The following is a 12,679-nucleotide window of genomic DNA, read 5'->3' on the forward strand; positions in this document are numbered from 1 at the left end:
TAAATCCTTATCTGGCAAGAGACTTAATTGATTAGTTCGCTCTAGAGCAAAAACAATTGACAAAAATCGCTAAATGCCTTTCTATATAAGGGTTATATCCCTTATAACCCCCGTCCATTGCATAACACAAACCGAAGAGCCTGGTTTACTTACTCTTATAACCAAAGCCAACAGGAGCTTGACCGAAACGAAGCTCTAACATCGTTAATAACATTTCTTGATGAGACAAAAACAGCAGAACCACAAAGAAAAACAGCTTACAGTAGTCTAGTAAGATTAGGATATGAAAGGGATCTTTTGGACTTAGCAGTTGAGTATCCAAACCGTTTAGCCACCGAAAAACTGATAGAGTTAGCGGCAAAGAAAAATAAACCAGGGGGAAAAGAAGCAAAAGAAGCAAAAGAATCGTCTCAATATATAATATCTTTGGAAGAGATTAAAGAAGCTTTAAAAAAATTGATTGAGAAATATAAATCACCAAAAGGAAATGATCCAGAAAAACAAAAAGGATTACAAGAATCTGTTGATGCTATTGCGACTCAGGCGAAGGAAGTTGACCAAGAATTAGTCGATAGTGCTGAGGGGGCATTGGATCAGGCATCGAGTCAATCATCGGTTAAACCAGGATCAGAAGAGAAGTTAGGGGATTTGTGGGCTGTTATTTTCGGGAGCTATAGGTCGAAGGAAATTCCAGAAAAAGACATCAAAAAACTAGAGGCAACATTAGGGAAGGAGAGCTTAGGTATTAGAGTATATCAGCGTGACGGAAAATACAGACTTGTTTCGGTGTACAGAGATCAGGCAACAGCCAGAAATGCTCTCGATAAAGCCCAAAAGGAGAGACCAAGTTCCTATCTTAGAAATTTAGAGGATTGGTGTAACCAGAAGAAGTGTACTCCCATCCCCCCTAAACGAGACGATACTAATAATTAACCCCTCCCAGCGTGCATCTATACCGCTAACTTGCCCAACCTGCTCCCACTAGGACTCGCCCTCCCCAACCTCAAAGTATCTTACTCTTTTCTTCTTTTCTGGGAGAAGGATTGGGGGTGAGGGCAATTAACCATCTCTGCCATTACTTTTGAAAAATGGCATAACGATTTTTCTACCTACCCGGGTAAAGATTTACTCCTCCCTTCAACCGCTTTTACCCGGAAAGTGGGATCGCTGGCTCGGTTCGGTTTTCTTTTCATCGTTACCTGCGCCACTTTAACACCCAAACCGACAAAAGCGACGATAACGATCGCACCTGTTGCGTCCGGTTCGGGAACGCTGGCAAGGGTTGTCGAGGCGAGACCGGCGATCGCTCGATGGGTTACGGTCGTGGGATGGAAACTGTCCCAGAAAAGATACTCGGAGGGTTTCGCGCAGATCTGCCAGGTATTGGTATTGGTATTGGTATTCAAACAAGCATCCGTGACATTGGTTAAACCGTAGCGAGACGGATCGTTGTAGGTGTTCTCGAAGAGAGAGTAGATATCCAGCGGGATGAGAGTGGCCGCAGTCGAGGGAGCGTTTTGGAGGGCTTGAAGCGCCGTGGCTAATTTCTGATTATGCTCTAGGGCTAGATCCGTCATCCCCGGTATTCCCGCCCGACTGGGTAATTTACCGAGATCCGGTAGATTCGGAACGATTACCGTTTTCGCACCGATCGCAGGGGAGATCAGGGTTTCAACCGCAGCGATAATGTTACCGACTACGGCATCGGGGTCGGTAGTGAAGCCGAAAAGATAGTCGTTAGCCCCGGCCCACACGACGAAGAGATCGCGAGCGTCGAAAGTTGATAGGAACGGGTTCGTGGCGAACGCGCCGATCTCGTCGAGTAATCCTGGAAAATCCCCCCCGAACTCTTGTTCGGCGACGTTCTGGTGACCGCTGGTGGCTCCCCCGTAGGCAAGATTCAGCACCGCGCTATTCGGCAGTCCGAAATCCTGCTGTAAATACTCGATCCAGAGCGAACCGTTAGAAAAGCGCCCGTTTGCGTAGGGGGGGCTAGGCGGGTAAAGACCGCCCGTTAGTTGATATAAATTTCCTGGATCCGATAGGCTATCGCCGAATACCTGAAAACTATCCAAGGTTGCCCCTAGGGTCTTGAAAGGAGAAAGGAGAGTAAAGAAGGTAATTCCCGCCGTGGCGATTAGTGATTTTGTTAATAAGTATTTCATCGGTTCGCCAATTCAAAAATGAAACGCATCAACCTCAACAGTTGACCAAGAAAGGCTCATCAGGTACTGTCCGATCAATACAACAACAAATCAGACCAAAAAATGAACCGCAAACATTTTAACATAGAATAAAGAAACTTGTTCTAACAACTTAGTCAAGAGGTGGGGCAATCGCACACAATTCTTAACACTTTTGGAATATGGACATAAATCAATACCTGATTATCTCCGAAGGGTGACAGCGAACTCAACATCATGTTGAAATTATCCAAGACAAGGTTGGGATTCAATGTGACACTTTTCTTCCGATCCTCTTACAGTCGTTCAACGATAATTGTTTTCCTTTTGTTTTTGCCGATAAGCTTCAAATTCGGGGTTACTGGCAAGAATTTGACGAACGCGCTCGCGACTTATGCCGTATTTATCCCCTATTTGCTGATAGCTTAATCCTTGTCTATGGAGTTCTAAAAAATCGTAGCTTTTTTGCAGTTTTTCCTTTCTCTGTGCATCCCGTCTTGGGGTTGGACTCTTATCGCTAAGGTGTCCTACTATTTCCTTTCCCAACTCGGTGAAAGAATATTGAGGATCGTGGAAACTAACCAATCCTTGTTTTTCCAATTCTTTAAGAATTTTATGTATTCTGGTTATATTATTATGAGTTGTTGCCAATTGCCGAGATGGATATGAAAGTATCCGAATTGCCGAATCGATTTGAATCGGATAATCTAACATCCCTTTCAGAATCTGTTTCTGTTTTACTTGGAGATTGGCGATCATCTCTTCTAAATGTTGAAAGTTTTCATTTTCATCCATCAGAATTATCATTTTAATAGACCTCTCCCTAGTCTGATAAAATCACAATCATAGGATATTGTCAACAACTAACCGTAGCTTGCCCGGTCGTTTATCCGTTGCCGATGCACTTTTTGAAAAATAGTGATAAAATCAACTGTACTGGGTACACTCTCCCTATCGGATGAATTTGAGAAAAAATCGAGAGAAAAAACGATGAACGAACGAGAAACATCCAACAAAATTGAGGCGGGCGGGGGTTTTCCCGTATTGCAATATTGGGCAGAAAAAACTCTCTCTCCTCAAGGGGTTAAACTCTGGCAAACCTTAAATCATAAAAGTGCCTGTTTAGCTTGCGCTTGGGGAACGGGGGGACAAAAAGGCGGTTTTGTCAACGAAGCGGGGGAAAGTCTGCAACGTTGTCTCAAAAGTGTCGAGGCAATTACTTCCGAATTAATGCCAGGTATTAAAACCGATTTTTTTCAAACCTATCATCTCGCTCAATTACAGTCCCTAACCTCCTTAGAATGCGACCGCTTGGGTCGTTTTAGTTATCCCGTCCTCTTAAAAGCCGGAGAAAGTCACTATCAACGTATTAGCTGGGAAGAAGTTTATCGATTAGCTGAACAAGCTTTTCATCAACCGTCCGAGACTATTGCCTCCTATAGTTCTGGACGTTCTTCTAATGAAGCCGCCTATCTCTTACAATTATTTTTCCGGGCATTAGGAAGTAATAATTTAGCCGATTGTTCCGATCTCTGTCATGCCGCATCGACGGTAGGATTAAAACAGGTTTTCGGCTCCGGGACTTCAATGGTCAGTCTGGAAAGTTTAAAACAAGCCGATTGTGTGGTATTGATCGGTTCTAACGCCCCCGCTAATCATCCTCGCCTGATGAATGAATTAATTCAAATTCGTGATTGCGGCGGTAAAATTATTATTATTAACCCGCAAATTGAAGTCGGATTGGTCAAATTCTCCTCGCCCGCTTTTCCGATTAAATCTTTATTGCGGGGCGGTTCCGATATTTCTACTCTCTACCTACAGCCGATACCGGGTAGCGATACCGCCCTATTCGTCGGATTACAAAAATCTTTAATTGAACAAAATTTAGTGCGGTGGGATTATCTGGAATCCCATACAGAAAATTGGCAATCTGTTATAGATTACGCCCGACAAATACCCTGGGAAACTATTACTAAAACCTGCGGTTTATCCCGAGAAGAAATTGAAGCAACCGCCGCCCTTTTCGGCAATTTAGAGCGCGTGGTTTTCGCTTGGGCGATGGGGGTTACACAACAGGAAAATGGTGTCGATAATATCATCAGTATCGCTAACACGGCCTTACTCACGGGTAATGCTGGCAAAATCGGAGCCGGAACCATGCCAATCAGAGGTCATTCTAATGTACAGGGCTTCGGTTCTATGGGCGTTACAGTGAGATTACGTCAGGAAATCGCCGAGGCACTTGCTCAACTTTTAGGAAAGCCATTAAATATAACTGGCGGTTATGATACCAGGGCATTAATTGAAGCGGCCGAACGGGGAAAAATCAACACCCTTTTCTGTTTGGGAGGTAATCTTTATGGGGCAAATCCAGATTTAAATCAAGCCAAAAAAGCCTTAGCACAAATTGATACGATTTTTTATGTAGCCACTAAGCCAAATTTAGGACATTTTCAGGGATTAGCCCGACAAAATACGGTAATTTTACCCGTCTTCGCTCGTTTTGAAAATCCTCACCCGACAACAACCGAATCGGGCAATAATTTTGTCCGTTTTAACGAGCGGGGAAGCAGTCATCTACAGGGTTCCCATGTGGATGTCATCTCGGAAGTAGAACTGTTAACAAATATTGCCGTCAAGGTTTTAGGCACAAACCCGATTGATTGGTCGAGATTACACGACACCGCCTATATTCGTCAGTTAATCGCCAAAACGATTCCGGGTTATGAAAAGATCGGGCAATTAGATCAAACCCAAACCGAATTTACCATTAGCGGACGGATTTTTACCGAACCCCATTTTCCAACATCGACCGGAAAAGCACAAATGTCTGTCACGCTTTTACCCACTTTAAAAGCACCGCAAAAGGAAGATTTCAATCAACCAGAAAATGCACCCGGAATTGCTCTGATTCTCGGAACAGGACGCAGTTATGGACAACATAATACCGTCGTTTATCAAGTAGGCGATAAATATCGGGGAATGCCTCACCGTTATTGTTTATTGATCAACGCCGAAGATGCCAAAAAAGCGGGCCTTCAAGAACATCAACGAGTCACCGTCCAAGGAGATGCCGGCAAATTAGAAAATATCGAACTTATTTTCGGTCCGATTCGCGAAGGTGTTGGCTTTATGTTCTATCCCGAAGCCAATGTTTTATTCAAAGCTAAAATCGATCCTCGCTGTGGAACCCCCGCTTATAAACGAGTTCCCGTCTGGGTTTTTTAGTTATCAACTCCTCTAATTTTCTTTTTTGGAAATAATGAAATAGAGTTAAGCAGGTAGGCAAAATTATTTGTAGGATGGGTTAGGGGTAGCGTAACATGAGCAGGCGTTGGGTTTCATGCTTCAACCCAACCTACGTTCATCTTATATTTAGTTCCACCCACCCACTTTTTTGGAAATAATGAAATATAGTTAACCAAGCCAACCAACGAATTGAGCAGAATGAAAAAGCTATGGTCGGTTTGATCGCATTTCTGTTATCTTCTTCTTACCGTCATTAAAGTAAGTAGCCATGGACAAGTTTTTACTAACCTTATTAAGCATAGCAAGTTTATTGGCCGTCGCGATGGCTACCCCTAGCATTGCAAGTCCCGCATCTGGAACGACGAACTTGCAACTAGCTCAAAATCCTAACTGTAACAATCCCCAGACTCAAAGCGAAATGAACATTTGTGCCAGCATCGCTTATCAAAACGCCGATCGCAAGTTAAATCAAGTTTATCGACAACTACTGCCAAAACTGTCAGCTGCTCGCAAACAAAAATTAATTGCTGCCCAACAAGCTTGGATTAAGTTTAGAGACAGCAGTTGCGAATTTGAAAGAAGTGCCTATGAGGGAGGCTCTCTAGCTCCCATGATTTACGGTTTTTGTTTGGCAAATGTCACCGAGCAGCGCACCAAAGATTTACGGAGATATTTAGAAGATAGCGATCTCTAAGTCAGAATCGCCGTTGATATTACCGATAATTCCTTAGACGTTTACTGCACAACAGCTTAAGCGGGTGAGGGGAATCGAACCCCTATCATTAGCTTGGAAGGCTAGGGTTTTACCACTAAACTACACCCGCATTTTCTTAGCACTTTCGTTAGCATAACACGAATTGCCAATTTTTACAAGTAGGGATTTTCAGCTTGTGAATCGCCCCTAGATGGTCAAAAATTGCCTAAAAATCCCGATCGCTCCTTTTTATCCCCGATTTGGCTAAAAGTTTTCTCCACGCGATCGAGATCTAGTTGGGAGAAATTATCGATCGCCCAGTTAGACACTCTCTGCATAAAATGGAAGGGGTAGGTATGAGCGATTCCCACCACCTGCATTCCCGCTCTTTTTGCCGCTTCGCAACCAGCAAAAGTATCTTCAATCACCAGACATTCCCAGGGTTGCAACTGTAGATTAAAATTCCAACGATTGAATCTTTCTACGGCCAGTAAATAACCATCCGGTTGAGGTTTACTGGTGCTAATCTCATCCCCGGTGACAATGACACTAAAGTAATCCCCAAGGCCCGTCTGTTGCAAGATCGATTCTACTTCCGAGCGTATTGCTCCCGTCACCAAACCGATTTGTAGATCCCTGGCCTTAACCCGTTTTAAAAAAGAGTATATCTCTTCATAAATAGGAAGTTTCTCTAATTTTTCTAATCTTTCTCGGTATAAACTCGCTTTTTTGTTAATTAACTTGGTCAGATACTCCTCGGTCACTTGACGACCGCGACGGGTGAGAACATTACGCAAACAGACGCGATCGCTTCTTCCCAGACATAACTCCGCAAATTCCGACCCTAGGGGCAGTAAATTTTCCCCGATCAAGATTTCATTGATTAACTCTTGATGGATCGGTTCATCATTGATGATCACCCCATTAAAATCGAACAGAACAGCCTTTAACATCAATCTTAGACAGAAAAGCTAATAAATACTCAGTGTTCTTGATTATACTAAAGTTTTTCGTCGGGGCCGGGCGGGTCTTGTCCCTTACCCCATCTCAACAAACAATTTTAACTGGAAAATTGCCAAGGCCTTGACAAATTCCCAGATTTGTTCTATTATTTTGTTATAGTGGGAATCCGTGCTGCCCTGTAACCCCCTTATTTTGGGTTTGCTAAAAAAGTACGGGCGAAGCATTCGGATAGAAAATCTACGGTTTCAGTGATAGGTTATTGCCCGAATGCTTCGCCCCTACAGGACGCGGGCCGATGAAGACGCAAGGTTTTGAAGCACGATTCTCTCCTTGCACCTGTTTCGCAAGACAGACCCCCAAAACCCTTACCTTGCCTACATTTCACATTTATTAAGCAAGCCCCATTCTGGGCTGAGATATTAGCCAAAAATATAACAAAAGAATTTAGGTCATTGTTTCTTGTTTCGTTTCCGATACCCAACGACGGAATAATTCCACAGCAATCCGATAATGGGAGTCTTGGCATTCGATGACATGATGATTTTCAAGGGTTTTTAGGGCCCGGTCGAGAGTTGTGGCAGTTAATCCGGTGCTGGACAGTAAATCTGCCCGGGTTAATCCTTGCAGATGGGGAGAAAGAACTATTAAAATTTCCTGTTGTCCGGCCGCATCTTGTTTAGCCTGTTTCCAGACACCCGTAAAATAATAATTCCCCCTTTGGAAAAACTCAGCATCGATGGCTTTTTCCACATCTTCCACCTGAAAACGAATATCTTGGGGACGTTGCAACTCAAAGACCTGTTTATTATAAAAACGTACCAGATGAAAGCCGATCAGTTGTACTAGATAGGGTTGACCGTGGGTAAGTTGATAAATTTTGTCCAAAGCGGATGGGGTATAGTCTAGGGGAAAATCCTCGTCTTCCCCAACGGGATTAGCGAGGATAACGCGAGTGGACTCAGGAGAGAGGAAACTAACTGGAATCGGGTAAACACTGCCAAAAAAAGGATGAAAATAATCGGCAGTCATCTCCTCTAGGGTATGTAATCCGGCAAAAACAAAAGCTAGACGCGGACTACTCTGGACAAGGGAACGCAGATAGCCGAGGAAATTCCGGGGGAGGGTATTCGCTTCGATTAAATCCTCAATTATCTCGAACTCATCGAGGGCAATAATTAAACCGGTTTTAGCTTTTTCCGGCAGAATCTGGCGCATCAGACGGTCTAAATAACGATTAAAATACATTTCTGGATGTTGGGAGATTTTTTCCTCTTCCGGGGCATCAATTGCCAAAGTTTGGGCGATTTCCTCAGCCATAGTCAGGAGAACTTCGGCTAGGCTGGTTACTGTGGCCAAGCGCTGTAAATTAATGTAGATAACCGAGACATCTGGTGGGAGATAGGCCTCCAGATTGCGTAGAATCGAAGTTTTACCCATGCGACGATGACCATAGAGAACCACGGAGGATAGGTTATCTCCGGACCACATTGACTGAAGTTCCCGCAGGATATCCTCACGACCAACAAAGCGTTTACCGATCACCGGATCACCGATAATGTAGAGATTAGGAATCGGTTGGGTAATAGTTACCGTTCCCACCGTTCCCGCGATGGATGCGCTAATGTCTGCCCATGTTGCGACGATGGAAAGGATTAATAATGTTTCTGCTTGGTATAAATTGGCCGCCTGTTGGTCGGTTATATCCCTTAATTCCCCGATAATCCGATTAAGAGCGAGGGATCTGGTCTGTTGGGAATAACTTCCCTGGACTAAAGCTATTTCTGTGATAACTCGATTTAAACTGCTGATAGCTTGCCAAGTTTGCGGACGTAATGACGGTTCTGCGGCAATAGGGGCAACCTTCAGGGAAGCGATACTATCGGGAGTTGCTGCCAGACTAAATCGGTGTAAAGTTTGGGCGAGGCTATACATTTCTTCCCCGTAGGCGAGGGAACGTACCACAGCAAAGGCTTTTTCGGCTTTTTCGGTGTCCCGTTGGCGAAGATACCAAAAACCGGCGGCGGCGGCACGAGCAGGAGTATCGAGACGGATTTTGCTGAGAGGAAAAGAAAACAGTTTCGCGGACGCATATTTTAACAATTGCCAATCGGAGGGATTTTCTGCCAGACGGGAGACCCGATAGATAATTTCTGCCTCTGGGAATTGCGATAAAACGCGGTTAACGGCGACAAGGACAGGAATAAACTGGCGGCTGTACCGAAGGTATTGATTGAGGTTATTAATAGCCGTTTCCCAGTCTTGCTGTAACCATTGTTGTAGAGTCGAGGTTAACCCCGGCAGCGGTAGAAGGGTAATACGGGGAAAAAGTCGCCCTTGGGGACCAGCCAAAAGCCCGATTAGCCAATTATCAGGACGGGGAAAGGTGAATATAAACCCCACGCCCAACCCCACGCCCAACCCCACGCCCAACCCCACGCCCAACCCCACGCCCAACCCCACGCCGTACACCACGCCGTACCCCACGCCCAACCCCACGCCCAACCCCACGCCCAACCCCACGCCCAACCCCACGCCGTACCCCACGCCCCACACCACGCCCAACACCACGCCCCACACCACGCCGTACCCCACGCCCAACCCCACGCCGGACACCACGCCCAACACCACGCCCCACACCACGCCCAACACCACGCCCCACACCACGCCGGACACCACGCCCACCCAATTAACAGAAAGTCCTAAATTTGCCGCTATGCTACAGATAATCAGAGGGGTAATTACAGTTAAGAGAAGACCCTGAATCCCTAGACGCAATTGTACGGGATGGTCGCGGAGAAATTGCATTCTATCGCGCCATGTTTTCTGTTCGGTTAATTTATCGCCGCCGCCTCTCGTTTCCACATACCAGCGCACTGCTTGGGGAAAATAAAACACCCAGTACAACAGCAAAAGATAATCAAAAGGATTCCATAAAGATAAATCGCGTTTGAGTTTAGGAGCGAGATTAATTCTGGGGACGGTGCTTTCCTTCATAATTTTTATCTCTAGCTATTTACCCGGTGATGGTTTATTAAGTAGTTAGGTGTTACTCAAGGTAGGGTTGATTCATGAATCAACCCTACTATTCAGCACCCCCCTTATCAAGGGGGGCAGGGGGGATCAAACCCCCCTTATCAAGGTAGGATCAAACCAAAAATTAAATCAACTTATTGTTTAGTTATAACCTAAGTTCGGGATGCTGAGTTATTGACTTTGGTTTGATAAAGTTTAAAACAATTTTGCATCACCTCTCGCGGCTTTCCTTGACTTTGCCTAACAAGAGAACTTATTTCCTCCTCAGTAAAAGTCACTCTGGTTTGAATTAGACGATGACTAATAAACTCTTTAATTTTAGCTTCATCCCATAATTTAATCGGAAATTGTTGACAAATTCCCTCGAAAGGTGAATCACCTCCTCTGTTATCAGGAAATAAAACATCAAGGGAACGATTAGCCGCTACTACTAATCTTAAAGGTGGATCGGGACGATTAGCCAACTCTCTTAATTGACTTCTAAGCTGATAGCTGAAATATTTTTGAGTCATATTATCTACCACATCCAATAATAACAGGATTTTGTGTTTTTCTAATTCCCTAGTTAATCTAGTTCCTTTGAGCGGTTTATCGTAATTCGCAGCTATACCAATCTGATGACATAATTCATAATAAAAATCCTTATCTCCTGCTAATCCTTCTAAGTTGAGATACAAGGGTTGTCGATGACTAAGTAAATACTCCCTTGCTTGATGGTAAATTCCCCAAAGCAGGGTGGTTTTTCCCGTTCCCCTTTCCCCGATAATAGCAGCACTACTGCCGGAATTTAAAACCTCAAAAATATCTTTAATTTCTTGTTCCCGGCCAAAAATCTGCTGAATTTCTTCAATACCTCCGGAAGTGGGTTTAAAAGGATTATGGGCATTTTTTTGGGGTTGTAATTGCGGAAAATATTTAAAAATAGTCTGAACTGGAATCGCTCTTCCTCCTAAATCACTGTACTCATCTCTGGTTTTATTCACCACTCCGCACACTTTCCCCGTGCGTAAATTTAACAGAGGTGAACCACTAAAACCGGGTTGTACTTGCCCTAATTTAAACTTGATTAAGGGGTTTTCATCCCCCGTTAAACCTATATACTCAAAGTCACTAGGATCACCGTTCGGATAATCGTTGGTATAGCCGAAAGTGTATAATTTATCTGTTAATTGTAAATCGTGATCAAAATCGACATATTTGTGATCTAAAGACGAGTTTAATTGTAAAAGAGCCAGATCGATCCCGTCTAGATTCGGTAAGTTGATAATTTTAGCCCCAGAAATTTGACCTTGCCAAATTATCTCGATAGTCTCGCGATTATCCCGCGCATCTTTCACCACATGAAGACAGGTCAAAATTAACCCTTGTCCCACAAAAAAGCCTGTTCCTGACCCATAGATTAACTTTAACCTGACAGTGTACGGGGGTAGAGATTCTGGGGTAAGCATTTAATCAATTTATCCTCCCCATTCTAGGGTAATTTTTAAATTTCCCTTTCCTTCACCTTCCACAATTAAAGCGGTTAGTTTACCAGATTTTACCCTGACTTCTACCCCAAATTCTACGGTGGCCTTTTTGGGTTTCACTTTACTTATCGTAGCAGCGATCGATTCAGTAACTGCCTCAATTGTATCAGCCACACTTTGAAAGTCAAATATTTGATCGGATACTTCCCGTTCACCACCGAAACTTCTCGCTTCCACTAACATGGTGACATTTTCTTTAACTTTAACTGAAATAATCTCAGATCTAGATTCTGGCATAAGGCTCCTCCAATGACCCGTTTATGGTTTTCTCGATTGCTTCTCGGACAAACTTATAGCGGAACTAAAAAGGCTTATATATATTTCGGCACGGATTCCCATTATAATAAAAAGTATAGGTCAAATCGAGGGATTTTGTCAAGTCTTTTTTGCCATTAATCTATTTGTGTTATGCAATGGAGGGGGTTATAAGGAATGAAACCCCGATAGAGACAGACATTGCTGCGATTTTTGTCAATTGTTTTCGCTCTAGAACGAACTAATCAATTAAGTCTCTTGCCAGATAAGGATTTAGTCAATTTATGCCCCTATATCGAACCATACCAAGTAACGAAGAACCTTCTTTTTCCCCTTCTTGAATCGCCGATTTCGGGACAATGACGACGTTAACCGATTCTTCTACTTCGTTGAATAGTTCTAAAACATATCCTTCCTCACCCCCCTTCGGATGGGCAACTATATCGACAAGAATCGCCGAATCACCCTGCTTAAGATTGTATTCGGGAACGTCGCGGGCTAGGGTCACTTCTTCGTATAGTTGCGGCATGGTTTATTTTTCCTTTCGGGGTTTGAGGGTGATAAATTGAAATTGATGATCTAGGTTTCGTTTTAGCCAAATCGTGACGACGGATAGGCGAACTTAATTAGGGCTTGCTGAATAAATCTAAAAACCTTGTTGGGTAAGACTTTTAGACTTTTTGTCAATCAAAAAGTACCAGTTCTGGGAGTGAGGGGGGGAAAATTCAGGTACTTTTTCTCTGAAAATTAGGTAATTGACCAGATGAGAATCGGTA

The 12,679-nt window shown here is 43.8% G+C and carries 10 protein-coding genes, 1 tRNA gene and 1 pseudogene; 3 read left to right on the top strand and 9 right to left on the bottom strand.

Going from position 1 to position 12,679, the window contains the following annotated elements:
* Positions 1-117 precede the first annotated feature (117 nt).
* Positions 118-933 carry an SPOR domain-containing protein gene (locus IM456_RS15800; protein ID WP_287694164.1) on the top strand — a complete coding sequence of 272 codons (816 nt, stop codon included), beginning with the start codon at positions 118-120 and terminating at the stop codon, positions 931-933.
* A 176-nt stretch (positions 934-1,109) separates the two neighbouring features.
* Here the strand turns inward: IM456_RS15800 and IM456_RS15805 are convergent, their stop codons facing one another.
* Complete coding sequence (locus IM456_RS15805) at positions 1,110-2,165, bottom strand: SGNH/GDSL hydrolase family protein (protein WP_149986033.1); 1,056 nt, start codon at positions 2,163-2,165, stop codon at positions 1,110-1,112.
* A gap of 324 nt (positions 2,166-2,489) precedes the next feature.
* On the bottom strand, positions 2,490-2,978 hold the full coding sequence (locus IM456_RS15810) for a sigma factor-like helix-turn-helix DNA-binding protein (RefSeq protein ID WP_287694155.1): 489 nt from the start codon (positions 2,976-2,978) through the stop codon (positions 2,490-2,492).
* Positions 2,979-3,173: 195 nt separating this feature from the next.
* On the opposite strand from IM456_RS15810, the gene IM456_RS15815 reads away from it, so the two are divergent.
* On the top strand, positions 3,174-5,411 hold the full coding sequence (locus tag IM456_RS15815) for an FdhF/YdeP family oxidoreductase (protein WP_287694157.1): 2,238 nt from the start codon (positions 3,174-3,176) through the stop codon (positions 5,409-5,411).
* 289 nt (positions 5,412-5,700) lie between these two features.
* Positions 5,701-6,126, top strand: coding sequence for a lysozyme inhibitor LprI family protein (locus IM456_RS15820; protein WP_149986580.1), 426 nt, complete (start codon positions 5,701-5,703; stop codon positions 6,124-6,126).
* Positions 6,127-6,185: 59 nt separating this feature from the next.
* Here the strand turns inward: IM456_RS15820 and IM456_RS15825 are convergent.
* The 7 genes and pseudogenes from IM456_RS15825 to IM456_RS23590 form a co-directional block, all read right to left on the bottom strand.
* A tRNA-Gly gene (locus IM456_RS15825) sits at positions 6,186-6,256 on the bottom strand.
* 85 nt (positions 6,257-6,341) lie between these two features.
* Complete coding sequence (locus tag IM456_RS15830; protein WP_287694160.1) at positions 6,342-7,079, bottom strand: HAD family hydrolase; 738 nt, start codon at positions 7,077-7,079, stop codon at positions 6,342-6,344.
* A gap of 454 nt (positions 7,080-7,533) precedes the next feature.
* Complete coding sequence (locus tag IM456_RS15835; protein ID WP_287712790.1) at positions 7,534-10,083, bottom strand: AAA family ATPase; 2,550 nt, start codon at positions 10,081-10,083, stop codon at positions 7,534-7,536.
* Positions 10,084-10,274: 191 nt separating this feature from the next.
* Entirely contained in the window at positions 10,275-11,570 is a 1,296-nt protein-coding gene (locus tag IM456_RS15840; protein WP_287692423.1) for a S1 family peptidase, read from the bottom strand.
* 9 nt (positions 11,571-11,579) lie between these two features.
* Positions 11,580-11,885, bottom strand: coding sequence for a CU044_2847 family protein (locus IM456_RS15845; RefSeq protein ID WP_110578471.1), 306 nt, complete (start codon positions 11,883-11,885; stop codon positions 11,580-11,582).
* Between the two features lie 295 nt (positions 11,886-12,180).
* Positions 12,181-12,432 carry a DUF4926 domain-containing protein gene (locus IM456_RS15850; RefSeq protein WP_149986576.1) on the bottom strand — a complete coding sequence of 84 codons (252 nt, stop codon included), beginning with the start codon at positions 12,430-12,432 and terminating at the stop codon, positions 12,181-12,183.
* A 3-nt stretch (positions 12,433-12,435) separates the two neighbouring features.
* A pseudogene (locus IM456_RS23590) lies at positions 12,436-12,525 on the bottom strand (DUF6883 domain-containing protein); the annotation flags it as partial.
* Between the last annotated feature and the right edge of the window lie 154 nt (positions 12,526-12,679).

Origin of the sequence: Microcystis sp. M079S1 (genome assembly GCF_020246425.1) — a bacterium.
GTDB classification, from domain to species: Bacteria; Cyanobacteriota; Cyanobacteriia; order Cyanobacteriales; family Microcystaceae; genus Microcystis; species Microcystis aeruginosa.